This is a genomic window from Bacillus sp. 41-22, from assembly GCF_025809295.1.
In the GTDB taxonomy this organism is placed as follows: Bacteria; Bacillota; Bacilli; order Bacillales; family Bacillaceae_G; genus Bacillus_A; species Bacillus_A mycoides.
In genome coordinates this window covers 4,651,691-4,672,679 of record NZ_CP084035.1, presented here as the reverse complement: position 1 = coordinate 4,672,679, position 20,989 = coordinate 4,651,691, and the positions used below count along the sequence as shown (strand labels likewise).

At 38.7% G+C, this 20,989-nt stretch carries 22 protein-coding genes; 18 read left to right on the top strand and 4 right to left on the bottom strand.

Translation table 11 applies throughout. The annotated features are described in order from the left end of the window. Positions 1-10: 10 nt before the first annotated feature. Positions 11-733 (bottom strand): lipase family protein, encoded by a 723-nt coding sequence (locus tag LCF45_RS24020; RefSeq protein WP_002089241.1) that lies wholly within the window; start codon positions 731-733, stop codon positions 11-13. A gap of 141 nt (positions 734-874) precedes the next feature. Between LCF45_RS24020 and LCF45_RS24015 the strand changes: the two genes are divergently transcribed. Beyond that, positions 875-1,645 (top strand): MerR family transcriptional regulator, encoded by a 771-nt coding sequence (locus LCF45_RS24015; protein WP_050000920.1) that lies wholly within the window; start codon positions 875-877, stop codon positions 1,643-1,645. A 23-nt stretch (positions 1,646-1,668) separates the two neighbouring features. On the opposite strand, the gene LCF45_RS24010 is transcribed toward LCF45_RS24015, so the two are convergent. Beyond that, positions 1,669-2,451: a TIGR00266 family protein gene (locus LCF45_RS24010; protein ID WP_263894336.1), complete on the bottom strand. Its 783-nt coding sequence runs from the start codon at positions 2,449-2,451 to the stop codon at positions 1,669-1,671. A 321-nt stretch (positions 2,452-2,772) separates the two neighbouring features. Between LCF45_RS24010 and cspD the strand changes: the two genes are divergently transcribed. Then, on the top strand, positions 2,773-2,973 hold the full coding sequence (gene cspD, locus LCF45_RS24005) for a cold-shock protein CspD (RefSeq protein WP_001193051.1): 201 nt from the start codon (positions 2,773-2,775) through the stop codon (positions 2,971-2,973). Between the two features lie 43 nt (positions 2,974-3,016). On the opposite strand, the gene LCF45_RS24000 is transcribed toward cspD, so the two are convergent. Both LCF45_RS24000 and LCF45_RS23995 read right to left on the bottom strand, forming a co-directional pair. Then, positions 3,017-3,748, bottom strand: coding sequence for a yteA family sporulation protein (locus LCF45_RS24000; protein WP_002129658.1), 732 nt, complete (start codon positions 3,746-3,748; stop codon positions 3,017-3,019). A 124-nt stretch (positions 3,749-3,872) separates the two neighbouring features. Next, positions 3,873-4,826, bottom strand: coding sequence for a 1,4-dihydroxy-2-naphthoate polyprenyltransferase (locus LCF45_RS23995; RefSeq protein WP_002129656.1), 954 nt, complete (start codon positions 4,824-4,826; stop codon positions 3,873-3,875). 193 nt (positions 4,827-5,019) lie between these two features. Between LCF45_RS23995 and LCF45_RS23990 the strand changes: the two genes are divergently transcribed. From LCF45_RS23990 to LCF45_RS23915, 16 genes are all read left to right on the top strand, one after another. Next, on the top strand, positions 5,020-6,414 hold the full coding sequence (locus LCF45_RS23990) for an isochorismate synthase (RefSeq protein WP_002129654.1): 1,395 nt from the start codon (positions 5,020-5,022) through the stop codon (positions 6,412-6,414). Next, the gene (gene menD / locus LCF45_RS23985) at positions 6,411-8,165 is read left to right on the top strand and encodes a 2-succinyl-5-enolpyruvyl-6-hydroxy-3-cyclohexene-1-carboxylic-acid synthase (RefSeq protein ID WP_002129652.1); all 1,755 of its coding nucleotides are present in this window, start codon (positions 6,411-6,413) and stop codon (positions 8,163-8,165) included. Before LCF45_RS23990 ends, menD begins: the two co-directional genes overlap by 4 nt. Further along, positions 8,162-8,974 carry a 2-succinyl-6-hydroxy-2,4-cyclohexadiene-1-carboxylate synthase gene (menH, locus tag LCF45_RS23980; protein WP_197219516.1) on the top strand — a complete coding sequence of 271 codons (813 nt, stop codon included), beginning with the start codon at positions 8,162-8,164 and terminating at the stop codon, positions 8,972-8,974. The genes menD and menH overlap by 4 nt, the downstream gene beginning before the upstream one ends. 68 nt (positions 8,975-9,042) lie before the next feature. Then, positions 9,043-9,861 carry a 1,4-dihydroxy-2-naphthoyl-CoA synthase gene (gene menB, locus LCF45_RS23975; RefSeq protein WP_002089233.1) on the top strand — a complete coding sequence of 273 codons (819 nt, stop codon included), beginning with the start codon at positions 9,043-9,045 and terminating at the stop codon, positions 9,859-9,861. 121 nt (positions 9,862-9,982) lie between these two features. Next, positions 9,983-10,108, top strand: a complete 126-nt coding sequence (locus LCF45_RS23970; protein WP_263894335.1) for a hypothetical protein — start codon at positions 9,983-9,985, stop codon at positions 10,106-10,108. Then, entirely contained in the window at positions 10,105-10,263 is a 159-nt protein-coding gene (locus LCF45_RS23965) for a hypothetical protein (RefSeq protein ID WP_033713152.1), read from the top strand. Before LCF45_RS23970 ends, LCF45_RS23965 begins: the two co-directional genes overlap by 4 nt. A gap of 212 nt (positions 10,264-10,475) precedes the next feature. After that, positions 10,476-11,921 carry an o-succinylbenzoate--CoA ligase gene (locus LCF45_RS23960; RefSeq protein ID WP_263894334.1) on the top strand — a complete coding sequence of 482 codons (1,446 nt, stop codon included), beginning with the start codon at positions 10,476-10,478 and terminating at the stop codon, positions 11,919-11,921. Then, positions 11,922-13,028 (top strand): o-succinylbenzoate synthase, encoded by a 1,107-nt coding sequence (gene menC, locus LCF45_RS23955; RefSeq protein WP_263894333.1) that lies wholly within the window; start codon positions 11,922-11,924, stop codon positions 13,026-13,028. It begins immediately after the preceding gene. A gap of 246 nt (positions 13,029-13,274) precedes the next feature. After that, positions 13,275-13,973, top strand: a complete 699-nt coding sequence (locus LCF45_RS23950) for a response regulator transcription factor (RefSeq protein ID WP_002015820.1) — start codon at positions 13,275-13,277, stop codon at positions 13,971-13,973. After that, a complete protein-coding gene (locus LCF45_RS23945; protein WP_002164874.1) occupies positions 13,966-15,072 on the top strand; it encodes a HAMP domain-containing sensor histidine kinase in 1,107 nt (368 codons plus the stop codon). Before LCF45_RS23950 ends, LCF45_RS23945 begins: the two co-directional genes overlap by 8 nt. A gap of 82 nt (positions 15,073-15,154) precedes the next feature. Then, on the top strand, positions 15,155-16,015 hold the full coding sequence (locus LCF45_RS23940; protein WP_263894332.1) for a M15 family metallopeptidase: 861 nt from the start codon (positions 15,155-15,157) through the stop codon (positions 16,013-16,015). Positions 16,016-16,291: 276 nt separating this feature from the next. Beyond that, complete coding sequence (locus LCF45_RS23935; protein WP_263894331.1) at positions 16,292-17,392, top strand: amidohydrolase/deacetylase family metallohydrolase; 1,101 nt, start codon at positions 16,292-16,294, stop codon at positions 17,390-17,392. Continuing rightward, positions 17,370-18,473, top strand: a complete 1,104-nt coding sequence (locus LCF45_RS23930; RefSeq protein WP_263894330.1) for a DgaE family pyridoxal phosphate-dependent ammonia lyase — start codon at positions 17,370-17,372, stop codon at positions 18,471-18,473. Before LCF45_RS23935 ends, LCF45_RS23930 begins: the two co-directional genes overlap by 23 nt. Position 18,474: 1 nt before the next feature. Next, positions 18,475-19,230: a 2-dehydro-3-deoxy-phosphogluconate aldolase gene (dagF, locus tag LCF45_RS23925; protein WP_002129639.1), complete on the top strand. Its 756-nt coding sequence runs from the start codon at positions 18,475-18,477 to the stop codon at positions 19,228-19,230. Beyond that, positions 19,223-20,239, top strand: a complete 1,017-nt coding sequence (locus LCF45_RS23920) for a sugar kinase (protein ID WP_002129637.1) — start codon at positions 19,223-19,225, stop codon at positions 20,237-20,239. Before dagF ends, LCF45_RS23920 begins: the two co-directional genes overlap by 8 nt. After that, positions 20,239-20,964: a GntR family transcriptional regulator gene (locus tag LCF45_RS23915; RefSeq protein WP_002015828.1), complete on the top strand. Its 726-nt coding sequence runs from the start codon at positions 20,239-20,241 to the stop codon at positions 20,962-20,964. Before LCF45_RS23920 ends, LCF45_RS23915 begins: the two co-directional genes overlap by 1 nt. Positions 20,965-20,989 lie beyond the last annotated feature (25 nt).

Here is a 20,989-nt window from a genome sequence, read left to right as displayed (position 1 = left end):
TGTTTACTGGTTAAAAATGAGAGGTCAGACATGTTTTGTATGTTGTAATGGAATGGTTATTCGTAATGGATTTTGTATTTTTCGTAAATGTCATGTTGTGATGGACGTGTGCATATTCCCAGTCTTTATCATTAAAATGGACATTTCTTGGAGGGAGAAGAGGAACGACATCGAATAAATTGACAAAACGAAAGCTACTAGCTACTTGCAGTTTATAATAATTTCGAAAGGCGATATCTCCAACTTTCGGAGAGGCAAAGGTATAAAGACCGTACTGTGCGAAGGCAGTATTTATACGTGCATCTAGTATGTGTAGTGTAGCGAGTGCACCGCCTAAGCTATGGCCTGTTGCAAGAAGTTTCTTATGGGCTGGTAATGACACGAGCATATCCATAATGGAATCCCGGCAAGATTCATAAATTGAAAGAAAGCCATTATGGACATTTCCACTATTTAAAGCATATGGGTATGGCTTTTGGTTAACGAGTGAATCGATAATCCAATCTGTATCTGTTTGTGTGCCCCTAAAAGCTACAATAATTGTATCCTCAGATTCTAATATGAATCCGAACCATTCTGTCTTTTGAATGGCCTTTCCTTGAAACCCTTGTACATATTGGAACCCATCGGGTATTTCGAAAATGCCATTTTGTTTATATTGTTCATACGTTAGATCGCAGCAAGATGCTAACAATATGGCAGTGTCTTTATCAAAGGATAAAGGAGTACGCATCAAGAAAGCCCTCCTTAAGAAAAGGTATAGTTCAATATATGCAGTGAGGGACTTGATTCATTCTTTTTGAAAAAAGGCTTGAACCTACAGTTACGTGAGGGAGTATGATTTTTGTAAACATATTGTTAGGAGGAGTGTAGGATGAGCAAAAAGGAAGGCTATTCAATTGGTGAGTTTTCAAAGAGAACAGGTATATCAATACGAACACTACAGTATTACGATGAACTTGGCCTGCTTAAACCTGAAAAAAATATAAGTTCAGGACACCGTGTATATAAAGATAGAGATATATTAGCGCTCCAAAAAATAGTGAGTCTTAAAGTATTAGGATATAGTTTAGAAGAAATTCGTGTCATGCTCAATGTGAAAAGTTTGAATATAAGCTTAAAAGAAACATTACAAAATCAAAGAGTAGCCTTTGAAGAAAAGAAAAAACAACTTGAAGTTTCGATAAAGGCGATTGAACGAACAATGGTATACCTTGAGGAAGATGAAGAGGTAGATAGTAACATATTAATGAGCTTAATTAATAGTATCCAAAAAGAAAACGAACAACGTTTATGGCTTGAAGAATATGTATCAAAAGAAGTGGCTGATGGATTATATAATAAGCAGGAAGAAGAGGACATAGCACTTGATAAAGAGTTTATGCGTTTAGCAAAAGAAGTGAAAAGGTTATTTGGAAGACAAATTGAGGATTCAGAAGTGCAAAAATTGGTTGATGAACATATGAAAGCGACTCTTAAGTATGTCGGTGAAGAGACAATGTATTCTCTAGGTAAATTAGAGAATGTAGAAGAACAATATAATAATATGATGCCTTTTCCTTATACGGAAGAAGAAGGGGCGTGGCTTAATGAAGCGATGAAATACTTTATGATCCAAAATGGTTTGTATAGTCCACCTAAATAAAAAGTGCCCTATAAGGGCACTTCTTACTCTTTTCCATCTAATAAACGACCAAGTCCGCCTAAAACGCTACCTTCACCGCTGTTTTGAGCTGCTGGGCTTGTAAGGCGTGCTGCTAAGCGGCTAAGTGTTAAGGACTGAATCCAAACCGTTCCAGGACCTTCTAGCGTTGCGAAGAATAAACCTTCACCGCCAAATAGAGCTGTTTTTACTTTTCCAACGAATTGAACATCGTAGTTAACGTCTTTTGTCATTGCAACGAGACAACCTGTATCAATGCGAAGTTTCTCACCAGGTTTTAATTCACGCTTATATACAGTTCCGCCTGCATGCATGAAAGCTAGACCATCACCTTCAAGTTTCTGCATGATGAAACCTTCACCACCGAAGAAGCCAGTTCCTATTTTTTTAGTAAACTCAATTCCGATAGAAACACCTTTTGCGGCACAAAGAAATGCATCTTTTTGGCAGACTACTTTTCCTTGATATTCTGTTAAATCAACAGGAATAATTTTTCCAGGATAAGGAGCGGCGAATGATACGTGTCGTTTGCCATGACCTGTATTTGTAAATACAGTCATAAACATACTTTCACCTGTAACGAGACGTTTACCTGCGCCCATTAATTTACCGAATAGACCATTAGATGGTCCAGAACCATCACCGAAAATCGTTTCCATTTCGATATGATCTTCCATCATCATCATTGCGCCAGCCTCTGCGACAACGCTTTCTTCTGGATCCAATTCAATTTCAACAAACTGCATATCATCGCCATATAATTTATACTCGATTTCATGTGATTGCATTTTTTCACCTCATCATATGTAGTAATTATATTGTACAGAAATCAAAGGAATTAGAATACTGTAGTTTTATTAATTTTTGAATAAAAATAGAATAAAAATTTAAGGTTATACTAGAATTATAAAAAACGATGGGACGAAAGTGTTCTCATTTGACGTTTTTGATATAGCATGATATAGTGAAAACACTATTGAGCTACATAATGTGGTACGGAAATAAAGCACGTTGTATTAAAGGCTGTAAGCTTGTTATACATTCATGTCCTTTATATCCACCTTTTCATGTGGATTCATAGTTTCATTTTTATTTAGGAGGTACATGACATGCAAACAGGTAAAGTTAAATGGTTTAACGGCGAAAAAGGTTTTGGCTTCATCGAAGTTGAAGGCGGAGAAGACGTATTCGTACATTTCTCAGCTATTCAAGGCGACGGCTTCAAAACTTTAGAAGAAGGTCAAGAAGTTTCTTTCGAAATCGTTGATGGAAACCGCGGACCACAAGCAGCTAACGTTACAAAAAACTAATTAGCTAGCGAAAAAAAGCATTCCGAATTTCGGAATGCTTTTTTTATGCTTTAGAACCAGACTCATCTGAAGATAATTCACCTTTAAAGGTGCGTTCTTCAAAGTCATCAAGCAATTGTTCATATTCTTCATGTTCTTCTGTTGCGAAAACTTGTGGGTTTTTTCCATACATATCTGTTCCAATAAAGTTTTCGAAATCCTCTACATACCCAACATTTTCTTCACTATTTACGTACATGCCATTATAGTTTTTTGAATCCTGTCTTTCTAAATCGGATGGTGTTTCTGATGTTCCATAATTTGCGACGTCTTGCCAAGCATCTTCAGCATCGTACTCTACAGAATGATCTTCGTCGTGCTTATGAAACGAAGGATCTAGCACCTCTTCTTCAACTGGGCGCGTCTGCATATCTAATTTATTTGTAGTGTGCTGAATACACGTTGTAGCAGTTGGCATTGCTTCTAATCTTTCAAATGGAATTTCCTCACCAGACACTTCGCAAATTCCGTACGTACCAGCTTCAATTTTTTGCAGAGCATGTTTCGTATCTTCTAACTGTTTATGCCAAAATTCGATGAGTCCGAAATCTTTCTCACGTTCGTACAATTCTGTAGCCATATCACCTGGATGGTTGTCATAGCTAGACAATTCTCCTACTGAATCACGTTCAGATGCACGGTTTTCATCTTCATGAGTTTGTATCGTTTGTTCAACTTCTTGCTGTTGTTTTTCTAGAATAGATTTAAATTGATTTATTTGTTGTGGAGTTAACATAGTCGTCCACCTTCCTACAATTCAGTTTCTTTACATAGTATGAGCGTTGAGAGTAGGAATTATGAGATGAATTTCAGCCGGGAAGTCGGTATATGAAAAAAGGAGCCGCATAAGCAGCTCCTTTCTATAGGAAGTATCCAAGCAATAATCCGATTCCCATTAGGAGACCGAAAATTGTATTTGTTTTTGCTGTTGAAATCATCGCAGGTACCATTTCCATTGGAATGCTTTTGCCGATAAAGCCTTTCGTCGCTTTAAATGCTTTCGGTACACTTAAGAATACGATAAGCATCCATGGTGATACGATGTTAACGATGATTAAAGCGATTGTCCAAATGTAGGCAACGATAAACATAGAAGCAAGTACACCAACGGCTCTTTCGCGTCCAACGAGAATTGCTAACGTTTTACGACCATTTTCTTTATCACCATCTAAATCACGAATATTGTTAGATAGTAAAATTGCACCAATTAAAATGGAGCTTGGAATAGATAATAAAATCACTTCTGATGTTACTGCGCCTGTTTGGATAAAGAATGAAATACCAATAATAATGACACCCATAAATAATCCTGCTGTTAGCTCTCCAAATGGTGTGTACGCAATTGGAATAGGGCCACCAGTGTAAAGGTAAGCAACGGCCATACAAACAAGACCGATTGCAGCAAGCCACCAGCTAGAGTTCATACAAATATAAACACCTAATAGCGTTGCGATGCCTAAAAATCCGAATGCTAAGTTAAGAACGGTTTTTGGTTTAATGCCATCGCGGACGATAGCACCGCCTATTCCAACTGAACCTTCATGATCGAGTCCTCTTTTATAATCAAAGTATTCATTAAACATGTTCGTTGCTGCTTGAATGAGAAGGCAAGCAAGAAGCATCATAAAGAAAAGAGGAAGATGTATTTGATTTATACCTCCGACCTGCATTGCAAAAGCTGTTCCGATGAAAACAGGAACGAAAGCTGCTGTTAATGTATGGGGACGTAATAAACTCCACCAAATTCGCCAGCCTGTTTGTTTACTTGGCTTTGGCGACGTAGGAGAGGAATTCGTTTCGACGTTCATTTCCATGTTGAATCCTCCTTGGTCACATATTGTACACAATTAAGTGTAGAAAAAGCATCATTTAGTGTCAACGTTTATTTTCTAGGAAGAGAAGGTGAATTTCTCAGAAATGCTAAACGTTGACAGGCCTTTCCTTTGAGGTGTATCTTAAAATCAAGCGTAATTATGACTATTTTTCGCCCATAGGGGGGAGACAATTGTGATTCAAACGAAACGAAAAGGCTTACAAGAAGTTCTTGTTACAGCTATTAAGCGTGCGACTGATGAAAAAACATTAGTTAGTTTTGTAAAACAAATAGATTGGGTGGATCCACTTCTGTTTTATGCAGCAGGAAAAAGGATCGCATTCGAAAATAGATGTTATTTTGCAGACCCAGCTCAGCATGTAATATTTGCTGGAATTGGCTCTGTTTTCACTATAGCAAATTCTTCTCACAAACGCTTTCAAACTGCTCGTGACGAGTGGGATAAAGTAAAAGAGAAAGCATTCGTACAAAGAGAAGGATACGAATTTGGAACAGGTCCTCTTTTATTTGGTGGATTTTCATTTGACCAAGAAAAAGAAAAAACGAATCTTTGGAAAGAATTTGATGATACCACATTTTCACTACCAGCATTTTTATTAACTGTAAAAAATGAAAAGGCGTGGTTAACGATTAATCAGTTCGTTTCAGCCGAAGATTGTGCAGAAACTCTTTATAACGAAATTATTTCTGTAGAAGAGAGAATTTTACAAGAGAGTAAATGTGCACTAGTAGGATCAAAATTAACAGTTACTTCTAAAGTAGAAGTTGATCCGAGTGGCTGGATGAACGCGATTGGAAAAGTGCAAGATGAAATGAAGCAAGGGAACGTGCAGAAGGTTGTATTAGCAAGGGAGCTAAAATTAACGATGGATCAGCATATTGATTCCGTTCTTGTTTTAGAAGCGCTTCGCATTGGGCAACCGGATTGTTACGTATTTTCTTTTGATTATAAAGGAGCATGCTTCTTAGGGGCGACACCTGAGCGATTGATTCGAAAAGAAGGCGAGAAGTTCACATCGATGTGCCTTGCTGGTTCAATTGGTCATGGCAATTCTATAGAAGAAAGTAAAAAAAATGGTGAGACGCTTCTTCATGATGAAAAGAATTTGGCTGAACACGGTTATGTAGTTAACATGATTCGAGGTGTGCTAAGTGAGCATTGCGAATCTGTTAATATTCCGGAGAGCCCAGGCTTATTAACGACGAAAAATTTAATCCATTTATATACGCCAGTAGAAGCAAAAGGTGATGCAAGTCTTTTAACGATGGTAGAAGAATTACATCCAACACCAGCTCTTGGTGGTACACCTCGTCATGAGGCGTTGAAATTAATCCGTGATGTAGAGCTTTTAGATAGAGGATTATATGGTGCACCAATTGGCTTTATAGATGATGAAGGAAATGGTGAATTTGCGGTTGCACTTCGCTGCGGATTATTAAATGGCGAAAAGGCATCCTTATTTGCCGGCTGTGGTATCGTAATTGATTCAGTAGCTCAGCTTGAATATGAAGAAACAAGTTTGAAGTTTAGACCGATGCTTGGTGCTTTGGAGGAATTAATGAAATGAACAATCATATAGAAGCATTATCATATTATTTAGGCGCGTTCGTGGACGAACTGACGCGTCTAAATGTATGTGATGTTGTCATTAGTCCTGGCTCACGGTCAACGCCGATTGCCTTACTAATGGAACAACATGAAGGAATGAAAACATATTTACATGTAGACGAAAGATCAGCAGGATTTTTTGCGCTCGGTATTGCGAAAGCAAAAAAACGTCCTGTTGCGCTATTATGTACGTCAGGGACGGCAGCAGCGAACTATTATCCAGCTGTATGTGAAGCGTTTCATTCACGAGTGCCGCTTATCGTATTAACAGCGGATAGACCGCATGAATTAAGAGATGTGGGTGCACCACAGGCGATGAATCAATTTAATTTATACGGTACTTTTGTGAAGCAATTTACAGAGATGGCACTTCCTGAAGCGAGTGAAGCAATGTATCATTACGCTCGAATGACAACGCAGCGTACGATAGCAAGTGCACTTCTAGCCCCGCAAGGACCTGTTCATCTTAATTTTCCAGTTCGCGAGCCGCTTATACCGGATTTCTCATTAGAAAGTTTATGGGATAAAGGGCGTGGTGAATATACAGGAGTAGTTCAGCAAGGGAACGTGACGATGCCGAGTGAATATGTAGATTCTCTTGTAGGGCGCCTTTCACATATGGAAAAGGGGCTTATTATTTGTGGAGACGGCAGTCATCCAGAAATAACAGAAGTTGTTATGAAAGTAGCTGAGAAAACAGGGTATCCAATTTTAGCAGATCCACTTTCTAACCTCCGTAGTGGTAATCATGATAAAACGATGGTTATAGATTGTTACGATACATTTTTACGAAATGAATTGTTAAAAGAAACGTGGAAGCCGAATGTTTTAATTCGTTTCGGAGGAATGCCTGTCTCTAAAGCATTAACGCAGTTCATCAAAAAACAAACGAAAGCTGTTCATATCGTTGTCGATGAATCTGGACAATGGAGAGATCCAGCTCTAGTTGCGACAGAAGTTGTACAAGCTAGTGACAGTGAATTTTGCAGAGCATTACTAGAGAAAATGCCAGTTATGAAAAAGAATGATTGGTTCGGAATGTGGAAACAAATAAACGAGAAAACGAGAGAAACGCTTCGTGAGATGGAAACATATGAAACGGCATTTGAAGGGAAAGTAATTACGGATATTGTAAGTGTATTACCAGAAGGGGCAACGTTATTTGCGAGTAATAGTATGCCAATTCGCGATACCGATTCATTTTTCTTCACATCGGATAAAAACATTCAAGTAATGGCGAACCGCGGTGTAAATGGTATTGATGGAATCATTTCAACAGCTTTAGGAGCGAGTATTATTTGTGATCCGCTCGTATTAGTAATCGGTGATTTATCATTTTATCACGATTTAAACGGACTATTAGCCGCGAAACTACATGAGTTAAATATAACGATTGTTGTTGTAAATAATGATGGTGGAGGTATTTTCTCATTCTTACCACAATACGAGAAAAAGGAACATTTCGAATCATTATTTGGAACACCAATTGGGCTTGATTATGAACATGTTGTCAAAATGTATGGTGGTTCATTTAGCCGTGTAAATGGTTGGGAAAACTTCCGAGAAGAAGTACAAACTGGAACGAAAACGAATGGATTACACGTCGTGGAAATTTGTACGAATCGCGAAGAAAACTTGAAATTACATCGTGAACTATGGGCAAAAACAATGGACGTTATTACTACATCTTTGCAAGGTGAATCAAAATGAAAGTAACATTGCAAGGTGTATCGTATGAATATGAAGTAGCCGGAAGCGGGGAACCACTTCTACTTCTTCATGGTTTTACGGGAAGCATGGAAACGTGGGGTTCCTTTATTCCTTCTTGGAGCGAGCAGTTTCAAGTCATTCTAGTAGACATTGTTGGACACGGGAAAACGGAAAGTCCTGAAGATATGATGCATTATGATATTCAAAATGTGGCACTGCAAATGAAAGAACTACTGGATCATCTTCATATTGAAAATGCGCACATACTTGGCTATTCAATGGGTGGTAGACTTGCGATTACGATGGCATGCTTATATCCAGAATATGTGCGTTCGCTTCTTTTAGAAAACTGTACAGCTGGACTTGAGAGTGCAAAGGAGCGAAAAGAACGCAAGGAAAAAGATGAACGACTTGCCGATAAAATTGAGCAAGAAGGCATCCGAAGTTTTGTATCGATGTGGGAAAATATTCCGCTATTTGAAACGCAAAAACGTTTAGTGCAAAACGTAAAAGAAGCGGTGCGAAAAGAACGACTTGCTAATAATCCAAAAGGACTTGCAAATAGTCTTCGTGGCATGGGAACAGGGGCTCAACCTTCATGGTGGAACGAATTGCAAAACCTAAAAATGCCTGTCCTTTTACTGAATGGAGAAAGCGATGAAAAGTTCTTTCGCCTATTAAAAAACATCGAAAAATGCATCCCTCATGCGAAATTTGTCAAAATTGATGGGGCTGGCCATGCAATTCATGTGGAACAACCGGAAAAGTTTGATACAATAGTAAAGGGATTTCTAAAAACTATGCAGTGATACTTTTTTCAGCAAGAAGGAAGTTGCACTTATAGCGGAGATCAGAAATATAAAAGGAGGTAATAGTAATGACTATTGAATGGGTAAAAGAAGGCAATTACGAAGATATTATTTATTCAACATACAATGGCATCGCAAAGATTTCGATTAACCGCCCTGAAGTACATAATGCATTCCGTCCTAAAACGGTAATGGAGTTAATCAATGCTTTTGCACACGCTCGTGATGATGCAAATGTTGGCGTTATCATTTTAACAGGTGAAGGTGGACGTGCATTCTGTTCTGGCGGCGACCAAAAAGTTCGCGGTCATGGTGGCTATGTAGGTGACGACCAAATCCCACGTTTAAACGTATTAGACTTACAACGTCTAATTCGCGCAATCCCTAAACCGGTTATCGCAATGGTAGCAGGTTATGCAATCGGTGGTGGACACGTACTTCATATCGTATGTGACTTAACAATCGCTGCAGACAACGCTGTATTCGGACAAACAGGTCCTAAAGTAGGAAGCTTTGACGGTGGATACGGAGCTGGTTATTTAGCTCGTATGGTAGGCCATAAGAAAGCTCGTGAAATTTGGTACCTATGCCGTCAATATAGTGCACAAGAAGCACTTGATATGGGCTTAGTAAACACAGTAGTACCATTAGAAGAACTTGAAGCAGAAACAGTACAATGGTCACAAGAAATTTTAGCAAACAGCCCAATGGCACTTCGTTTCCTAAAAGCTGCATTCAACGCAGACACAGACGGTTTAGCTGGTATTCAACAACTAGCTGGAGACGCAACGTTATTGTACTACACAACTGACGAAGCAAAAGAAGGCCGCGATGCGTTCAAAGAAAAACGCACTCCGGACTTCGGTCAATTCCCTCGTTTCCCGTGATCAAACCAAAAGCGGAAGCGGCTCGCTTAGAATGTGAGGGGGATGGAGCTTCTGACAGAGAGGCGCTTTTTGCCTCGTAGGAAGAAGTGAAGCCACCGAACATTCTAGCCGCTGTAGCTGGATGAAACCAAAAGCGGAAGCAGCTCGTTCAGAACAAGAGGGCGTTGGAACTCCTGAAAAAGAGGCGCTTTTTGCCTCGCAGGAAGGCGTGAAACGACCGACTGTTCTAGCCGCTGTAGCTGGATGAAACCAAAAGCGGAAGCAGCTCGTTCAGAACAAGAGGGCGTTGGAACTCCTGAAAAAGAGGCGCTTTTTGCCTCGCAGGAAGGCGTGAAACGACCGACTGTTCTAGCTGCTGTAGCTGGATGTTTTAAAAGCGGAGCCGACTGTTTAGCCCCGTAGGCTAAGGTTCTTTCGCACAGAAAGTGTTTTTTACTTTCTCGTGCGGAAGGTTCTTAGACGGAAGGGGCTAGGAGGCGCAGCTGGATGTGATGAAAAGCGGAAGCAGCTCGCACACAATGTGAGACGCAACCAAAAGATCACACCGGAAACAAAACAACTAAGAGACTTGATGTCATATCAGGTCTCTTTCTTTCATGAAAGGAGAATGAGTGATGGAGACGATGCCGAATTGGTTAATGCAACGTGCATTTTTAACACCTGATCGCACTGCAATTGAAATTGAAGAGGAGAAGGTTACTTTCGTGCAGCTGCATGAAAAAGTAGTATCTGTTTGTGAACACCTCACGCATATAGGAGTGAAGCGGGCGCAAAAGGTGGCTGTTCTGATGAAAAATGGTATGGAGATGATTACAGTTATTCACGCCCTATCTTACATAGGTGCAGTAGCTGTGCTTTTAAATACGCGTCTTTCAAGAGAAGAGCTACTTTGGCAAATGGATGATGCGGAAGTTGTTTGTTTAGTGACGGATCAAGAGTTTGAGACGGAAAATGTTCCAGTATGTTCATTTGCTGAAGTGATGCAAGGACCGAAGGCGGAAGCATTTATACAAGAAGAATTCTCTTTAGAAGAAGCGATGACAATTATTTATACGTCAGGGACGACAGGGAAACCGAAAGGCGTTGTTTTAACGTACGGTAACCACTGGGCAAGTGCAGTCGGTTCTTCGCTTAATTTAGGGCTTCGTGATGATGATTGTTGGTTAGCTTGTATGCCAATGTTCCACGTTGGTGGGTTATCTCTTTTAATGAAAAATATTATGTACGGTATGCGCATTTTACTCGTTCCAAAATATGATGCTAATTTTATTCATAAAGCACTTCAAACGAGAGGCGTTACGATTATTTCTGTCGTTTCTAAAATGCTAACAGATTTATTAGAACGACTTGGCGAAGGTACATATCCATCTTCTTTACGATGCATGTTACTTGGGGGAGGACCAGCACCGAAGCCGTTATTAGAAACATGTGTGGAAAAAGGAATTCCTGTGTATCAAACGTACGGTATGACAGAAACATCATCGCAAATTTGTACGTTAACAGCAGATTACATGTTAACGAAAGTAGGATCAGCCGGAAAACCACTATTTCAGTGTCAGCTTCGTATTGAAAAAGACGGCGTAGTTGTGCCGCCCCGTGCTGAAGGAGAAATTGTAGTAAAAGGACCGAACGTAACAGGTGGCTACTTTAACCGTGAAGATGCGACGCATGAGGCGATCAGAAATGGATGGCTTCATACTGGTGACCTCGGTTATTTAGATGAGGAAGGATTTTTATACGTATTAGATCGACGCAGTGATTTAATTATTTCTGGCGGAGAAAATATATATCCAGCTCAAATTGAAGAAGTATTGCTCTCTCATCCGGCGGTAGTAGAAGCGGGTGTTGTCGGTATGGCTGACGAAAGTTGGGGACAAGTACCAGCTGCTTTTGTTGTAAAAAGTGGAGACGTAACAGAAGAAGAAATTCTTCGTTTTTGCGAAGAGAAATTAGCGAAATATAAAGTGCCGAAGAAAGCATGTTTCTTAGAGGAATTACCACGAAATGCTTCGAAGAAATTGTTAAGACGAGAGTTAAGACAATTAGTGGAGGAGATGTAGGTGGAAATAAAAAAAGCGACACTTTATATAACGGAAATGCCGCTCATTATCCCGTTTGCGGCAAGTTACGGGACTTATGAAAAGCGTGAAAGTATCGTCATTGAATTAGAAGATACAGATGGATACATTGGTTTTGGTGAAGTCGTTGCATTTTCTGAACCGTGGTATACGGAAGAAACGGTGAAGACAGCGCTGCATGTACTTCAGGATTTTTTATTACCAGATTTATTGAAAGCTGAAATCTCTCATCCGAATGAAGTACCATCTTTGTTCCAACATATAAAGAGAAACCGAATGGCAAAGGCCGGAATTGAAGGTGCTGTCTGGGATTTATATGCGAAGCGTCAAAAGCAGTCGTTAGCGATATTGCTTGGCGGAAATAGGTCTGAAATTGAAGTCGGCGTTGTGATTGGGATCAATACAATTCCAGTTATGCTAAAACAAATCGAGAAGTACGCGGAAGAAGGATACGAGCGCTTTAAAGTGAAAATAAAGCCAGAACATGATTACGAATTACTGAAAGAAATTCGTAAAGAGTTTCCGAATATCCCGTTAATGGCTGATGCAAATTCAGCTTATACATTAGCGGATACGGAGAAGTTGAAACGACTAGATGAATTCCAACTTATGATGATTGAACAACCGTTAGCGGATTATGATTTTCTTGATCATGCACAGTTGCAAAAGAAAATTGAAACACCGATTTGTTTAGATGAAAGCATCCATAGTTTAGAAGACGCACGTGTTGCGATTACGCTTGGCAGTTGCCGCGTCGTTAATATTAAACCAGGGCGAGTGGGCGGATTAACAGAGTCCGTTCAAATCCATAATTATTGTATGGAGCATAACATACCAGTTTGGTGCGGTGGTATGGTAGAAATGGGGATTTCACGAGCTCAAAATGTTGCACTTGCCTCTTTGCCAAACTTTACGATTCCTGGAGATATATCTGCTTCTAGTAGACATTGGGAGAAGGATATCATTTTACCAGAAGTGATGCTTGAAGGCGGAAAAGTAAGGGTACCGCAAAGTATTGAACGTGAGTATGAAGTAGATCGAGGCAGGTTGGAAGAAATAACAAAGCAGCGGATTATTTTTGAGCGATGAATGGGAGCTTTTATTAGTACTGACTACCTGCAAATAGCGGGATGATTTTGTCGTTAATTGTCGGTAAGTCGATATATTAAAAAAATCGCTGATATAATTTAAATTACAGTTGATATATTTTGAAAATCGCCGATATAATTTCATTTATCAAGGTTACTCTTACGGGTAGCCTTTTCTTATTGTACAAATTGGATAGACTAGTTTAAAATCGAGCGTATGAAAACAGAATAAAGTAGGGGGACTAAAATGAAGCGCATTTCAATTTTAATAGCTGATGATGAAGCGGAAATTGCTGATTTAATTGAGATACATTTAGAAAAAGAGGGTTACCACGTCGTTAAAGCAGCTGATGGAGAAGAAGCCATGCATATTATTCAAACGCAGCCAATTGACTTAGTGGTTTTAGATATTATGATGCCGAAAATGGATGGATATGAAGTGACGAGGCAGATTCGCGGCAAGCACCACATGCCAATCATTTTCTTAAGTGCGAAAACATCTGATTTTGATAAAGTGACAGGTCTTGTATTAGGCGCAGATGATTATATGACGAAACCTTTTACACCGATTGAATTAGTTGCACGTGTAAATGCACAACTGCGTAGATTTCTTACGTTAAATCAGCCGAAAGTAGCGGAGAATAAATCTGCTTTAGAAATAGGCGGAGTCGCTATTGATCCTGAGCGAAGAACAGTAAATGTGTACGGAGAGCCAATTGAATTAACACCAAAAGAATTTGATATTTTATATGTATTAGCAAGTCATCCGAAGAAAGTGTACAGTGTGGAAAATATTTTTCAGCAAGTATGGGCTGAAGGGTATTACGAAAGTGGAAATACAGTTATGGTACATATCCGTACTTTGCGAAAAAAGCTTGGGGAAGATAAAAGAAAGGATAAGTTAATAAAAACAGTGTGGGGGGTAGGTTATACTTTCAATGGCTAAAACGATGAGAAGCTTTCGCTCGAAGATGATTATGCTATTTGCGTTAAGTATGATATTAGCTGGTGGCGTAACGTATTTGATTTATGAGGGGCTACGTCTCTATTATAAATTAGCAGTTCGTTATGAGGATCCTTTAGCCCAATTTCGTTCAATGGTAAGACAAATTGGGGACATTAATTTCTTTTTAATTGTATTTATTCCTCTGTCCATTATGTTTTTCTTCTTTCTTACTAGACCGTATTTAAAATATTTTGATGAGATTTCGAACGGGATTCATCATCTTGCGAACGGAGATTTTTCAAATCAAGTTCGTGTTTCATCAAATGATGAGTTTGGATATATCGCACGCGAAATTAATGTAGCGAGTGAAAAATTAAAAGAAGCGGTTGAACGAGGAGACTTTGCGGAAAGTAGTAAAGATCAGCTAATTGTCAACTTAGCTCATGATTTAAGAACGCCGCTAACATCTGTTTTAGGGTATTTAGATTTAATTCTTAAAGATGAGAATTTGACGAAGGAACAAATTAAACATTTTTCCACAATTGCTTTTACGAAATCCGAAAGGCTTGAAATCTTAATTGATGAATTATTTGAAATAACGAGAATGAATTATGGCATGTTGCAAATTGAAAAAAGACCAATTGATATAAGTGAATTACTTATACAGTTAGATGAAGAATTATATCCGTTATTAGAAAAAAAAGGTTTAGAAGCGAGATTGAATATGGATTCGCATTTACCTATTAACGGTGACGGGAAATTGTTAGCTCGAGTATTTGAAAATCTTTTAACGAATGCGATTCGCTATGGATACGATGGAAAGTTTGTTGATGTGAACGGATATATTGATCATGAAGAGGTAGTTGTACAAATTATTAATTACGGAGATAGCATTCCAGAAGAGGATTTACCATATTTATTTGATATGTTTTATACAGGTGATAAGGCCAGGTCAGAGCAACAGGGCGGAACAGGCCTTGGGTTATTTATCGCAAAAAATATTATCGAACAGCATGATGGGACAATCTCTGCTGAAAGTAACGTAATTAGAACGATATTTGAAGTGAGATTACCAAAAGAAGAGAGCAAAGCAATTTAATAAAAATTTAAACTTTACCCCACTTTTTATTTTAATAGTTTTTTCTATTCTATACGTAAGTTACGTTAAGGAGGAACTAGAAATGAAAAAGTGGGTATTTATTTCTCTTTTTATAGTATGTACAGCATGTGTAGGCTTTTATATATTACCAGTATTTCAAAAGGAGATCGATGTTAAAATTGCAGAAAAAGATAACAAAGTAAAAGCCGCGAACACTGAAAAGATAGAGGTTACAGAGGAACAAATTTATAAAGGTGATCTATTATTAGTTAATAAAGATTACCCGGTTAAAAAAGATAGTGTTAGGTCCGATATTATAAATGTAAATCACAATAGTGAATTAGTAAGAGGTTATGTGGTATTTGATAGAAATCTTCGTTTATCAAAGGATATTGTAAAAAAGTTTTTAAACGTTGTCGATGCAGCTGGGAAAGATGGAGTACAGCATTTCTTAATGAGTAGCGGTTACCGAGATTTTCAAGAACAAAGTAAATTATATAAGGAAATGGGATCTGATTATGCACTTCCAGCAGGATACAGTGAACATAATTTAGGGTTATCACTCGACGTTGGGTCTACTCAAAAGAAGATGGAGAAAGCGCCTGAAGGAAAATGGATTGAAGAGAACGTATGGAAGCACGGATTTGTTTTACGTTATCCGAAAAATAAAAGTGATATTACGGGCATTCAATATGAGCCGTGGCACATACGTTATGTCGGCTTACCACATAGCGCAATTATGCAAAAAAAGAAGATTACGTTAGAGGAATATTTGGACTTTTTAAAAGAGGAAAAAGAAGTTTCAACGGAGGTTGAAGGTAAGAAATATACGGTTTCTTATTATAAAGTTTCAGATCGTATGAACGTGAATGTTCCAGTAAATAAGCAATATGAAATTTCGGGGAACAATATGGACGGGGTTATTGTGACGGTTCAAGAATAGAGAAAAAGGCTGGTCCGTTTTGGGTCAGTCTTTTGGCATATAAGAAATAGATTGCCGTTTTTTGTCGGTAAATCGATATTCCTTGTCGAATCATTGATATAATTTCCTGTACTATCAACATTTTGTGGATTGTTTTTTTATTTACCATTAAACATTATAACGTTATATTTACTTTTCTTTTTTTTCGTGATACTCTAAATATGTGAAAGAGATATAAAATGAAATTTTAATGTAAGCGTATTCTTATGGCTTCTTATAGAAAAGGGTGGAAATACAATGACAGAACGATTCGTGCTACGTAATGTGAAGCGTGTGAACGGGGAAGAGATTGACATTGTAGTTGAAAATAATAAAATCGCACAGGTGACGAAAGCTGGTGCTGGCGAGGGTGGAAAGGTTCTTGATTACTCAGGTACTTACGTATCGAGTGGATGGATTGATTTGCACGTTCATGCTTTTCCAGAGTTTGATCCGTATGGCGATGAGGTAGATGAAATTGGCGTTAAGCAAGGGGTAACGACAATTGTTGATGCGGGAAGCTGCGGAGCTGATCGTATCGCAGATTTAGTACAAAGTAGAGAACAGGCAAAAACGAATTTATTTGCCTTTTTAAATATTTCTCGCATCGGTTTGAAACGAATTGATGAATTATCCAATATGGAATGGATAGATAAAGAGAAAGTAATAGATGCAGTAGAAAAGTATAAAGATGTAATCGTTGGATTAAAAGCGAGAATGAGTAAAAGTGTCGTTTGTGATAGCGGAATTGAACCGCTGCACGTAGCGCGTTCTTTATCTCGTGAAACATCATTACCGATTATGGTACATATCGGTTCAGCTCCTCCGCGTATAGAGGAAGTTGTACCTCTTTTAGAAAAAGATGATGTCATTACACATTACTTAAACGGGAAAGAAAATAATTTATTTGATGAAGAAGGAAAACCGATATCTGTGTTATTAGATGCAGTGAAACGCGGTGTTCATTTAGATGTTGGGCATGGTAATGCTAGTTTTTCTTTTAAAGTAGCAGAGGCAGCGAAGCGTTACGGCATTGCCCTTAATACGATTAGTACAGATATTTACCGGAAGAATCGTATACACGGTCCAGTTTACAGTATGGCTAACGTTCTTTCGAAATTCCTTTACTTAGGTTATCCGCTAGAAGAAGTAATTGGTGCAGTTACGAAAAATGCGGCAGAGTGGCTGAAAAAACCAGAGCTTGGTCGTATTCAAGAAGGCGATATTGCAAACTTAACTTTATTTACGGTGAAAGATGAACCGATTACGTTAATTGATTCAGAAGGGGATCAGCGCATTGCTGAAATAAGAATTGATACGAAAGGGGTTGTAATCAATGGGTCATTCATTGAATGCTAAGTACGGATTAAAAAGAGTTATTAATGCGAGCGGTAGAATGAGTATTTTAGGTGTATCCGCTCCTACAGATACAGTTATGGATGCGATGAAACACGGTGGACAAAATTATGTAGAAATTGCTGATTTAGTAGATAAAGCGGGAGACCATATTGCGAGAATTCTAGATTCAGAGGCAGCAGTTGTTGTAAATTCAGCATCAAGCGGAATTGCGCTTTCTATCGCTGGTATCGTTACAGAAGGAAATCGTCGTAAGAGTGAACGACTTCATCAAGAGGTAATCCTGAAAAACGAAGTGATTATGTTAAAAGGTCATAACGTTCAATACGGTGCTCCTGTTGAAACGATGATTTATTTAGGCGGCGGTAAGCTCGTTGAAGTGGGTTACGCAAATGAAGGGAAAGCAGAGCATATTGAAGATGCAATTGGCGAAAATACAGCAGCTATTCTTTATGTGAAATCGCATCATGCAGTGCAAAAAAATATGATTTCTGTTGAAGAAGCATGGGAAGTTGCGCAGCGAAATAACGTACCACTTATCGTCGATGCGGCAGCTGAAGAAGATATTCAAAAGTATGTGAAGTATTCAGACCTTGCAATTTATAGCGGTTCAAAGGCAATTGAAGGACCTACTTCTGGTATTGTCGGAGGTAAACGAAAATATATTAAATGGCTAAAAGTACAATTACATTGCATCGGAAGAAGTATGAAAGTTGGGAAAGAGACGACTTTCGGCTTACTTCAAGCGCTTGATGAGTACGGAGTGAAAGAAGATAAGAGTGAGCAAGAAAAAGAGTTGTTACAAGTACTTATGCCGCTGAAAGAGTTAAACGGTGTAAATGTAACGATCGTTCAAGATGAAGCTGGAAGAGCAATTTTTAGAGCGCGTATTCATATTAACGAGAACGAATTAAATAAAACTGCAAAAGATGTTGTGACCGCGTTACGCGAAGGGGAAATCGCAATTTACACACGTGATTACGGAGTAAGACAAGGATTCTTTGATATTGATCCACGCCCACTTCAAGGTGATGACATACATGTAATTGAAGAAAAAATGAGAGAAATTGTAGGGGGAAACTAAGATGACAAACATTCAAAAACGTTTTTATAAAGGCCGCGTAGCATTAAATGTATTAGCGAACAATACCCGAAATGCGAAAGATATCTTTGAGGCAGCAGAAGGTTATGTAGTCGTTGGAGTGTTATCAAAAGATTATCCAACAGTAGAAGAAGCAGTAACTGCGATGAAAGCATACGGAAAAGAAATTGATGACGCTGTATCAATCGGACTAGGAGCAGGAGATAATCGCCAAGCAGCAGTTGTAGCTGAAATTGCGAAGCATTATCCAGGTAGCCATATTAACCAAGTGTTCCCTTCAGTTGGAGCAACACGTGCAAATCTTGGCGGAAAAGATAGCTGGATTAATAGTTTAGTATCACCAACAGGAAAAGTAGGTTACGTAAATATTTCTACTGGCCCAGTTAGTGCGGCTGGGGAAGAAAAAGCAATCGTTCCAATTAAAACAGCAATCGCACTTGTACGTGATATGGGCGGGAATTCATTGAAATACTTCCCAATGAAAGGTTTAGCGCATGAAGAAGAATATCGCGCTGTTGCGAAAGCATGTGCGGAAGAAGGATTTGCATTAGAGCCAACAGGCGGAATTGATAAAGAAAACTTTGAAACAATTGTACGTATTGCATTAGAAGCAAACGTAGAGCAAGTTATCCCGCACGTGTACTCTTCTATTATTGATAAAGAAACTGGCAATACGAAAACAGAAGATGTTCGTGAATTACTAGCGGTCGTGAAGAAGTTAGTTGATCAATATGCGTAAGAAAATTGCAGCATTCGGTGAAGTTATGATGCGCCTGCAAGTGCCAGGGTATGAATTGCTATCGCAAGCAAACACCTTAAATTACTCATTTTCTGGTACAGGTGTGAACGTTGCAGCAGCACTTTCTCATCTAGGGCATGAAGGTTTTCTTATTTCAACTTTACCGGAAAACTCTGTTGGGGATGCTGCGGTATCACATATTCAAAAGTTAGGCATTCAGGCACCGTTTGTTTCAAGAGGCGGTAAATATGTTGGTATGTACTTTTTAGAAAATGGATTTGGAGCACGCGCAAGCCGCGTTACATATTCGAACCGATTAGAAAGTAGTTTCAATACGGCATGTGAAGAGATGTACCAATTTGAAGAAATCGCAAAAGAAATTGATATCGTTCATTTTTGCGGGATTACCCTTGCGATGAATGATACTGTGCGCCATCATATGAAATCTTTGGCGAAGGCAGTTAAAGAAAATGGAGGCACTGTCGTTTTCGATTGCAACTATCGTCCATCGCTTTGGGGAGAAGATGGGTATGAACAGGCGAAACCGCATTATGAAGAAATGCTGGGACTTGCTGATATTGTTATGATGAATGAAAAAGATGCGATGTTTGTTCTCGGAATGAAAACGGAAGAGACGGAGCGAGAAGCACAGCTTGTTGATCTTATTCCAAAAGTCGCTGAAATATATAATATCGCTACAATTGCTGGGACACATCGTTCTATTAATAGCGATAATACACACTCACTTCGCGGATTCATATGTAAAGATGGGACGTTCACTTTTGCCAAAACACTTACGTTTTCTGTATATGATAGAATAGGTGCTGGAGATGCTTATACGAGCGGAATTATTCATGGCGAGATAGAAGAGTTTGCACCAGAGAAAGCTGTTTCATTTGCGTCAGCAGCTGGAATGCTTGCACATACAATCGTCGGTGATACGCCAATGTCATCAGAGAAAGATATACTTCGGGCAATGACGGCATCAGTAGGTGATGTAGAAAGGTAGTGGGTGTAACGGTGAACGTAACGAGAAAAAGAGGTCCATTATATTTACAAATTAAAAATATTATTCGTGATCGAATATTACATGGTGTTTATGCCATTCATACAAATATTCCTTCTGAACCACAATTAGAAGAAGAGTTCAAAGTGAGTAAAATTACAGTGCGAAACGCAATTAAAGAACTCGTTCAAGAAGGATATTTAGAAAAGAAAAGTGGTAAAGGAACGAAAGTCATTCGAAATACTTCTGCGACAAAGCTTTCAAAGGGAAAGAAATTTACAGAAGTGTTAGTGGAAGAAGGCTATAAAGTACAAAAGAAATTGCTAAAGGCAGAAGTGGTTCATAATGAAGAAGGAACAGTACCATTTCGTTTATTTGGTAAAGAGAGTTTTCGTATTGAGCGCCTATATGCTTTAAATGATACTCCGTACATTCATTATACGCACTATTTCTCAGCACAAATGGCAAGTACAGACTTAGCGGACTTTGACTTACAATCGCTTTATGATCTAGTCGAGGACCGTGGTATACATTTAGAAAACTTCAGAGATGAATTCGCTGTTGGATTTGCGCCTAATTTCGTTGCAGAAGCGTTAGGAGAAAAAGAGGGAACAGCGTTATTAAAACGTATGCGCTATTCTTACGATGAAGTTGGAGAAGTAATTGAATATAGTGAAGGCTACTACAATACGGAAATGCAGCATTACGTTGTAAATTATGATGTGTAAAAAGTGAAGAGGGACCAATTCCCTC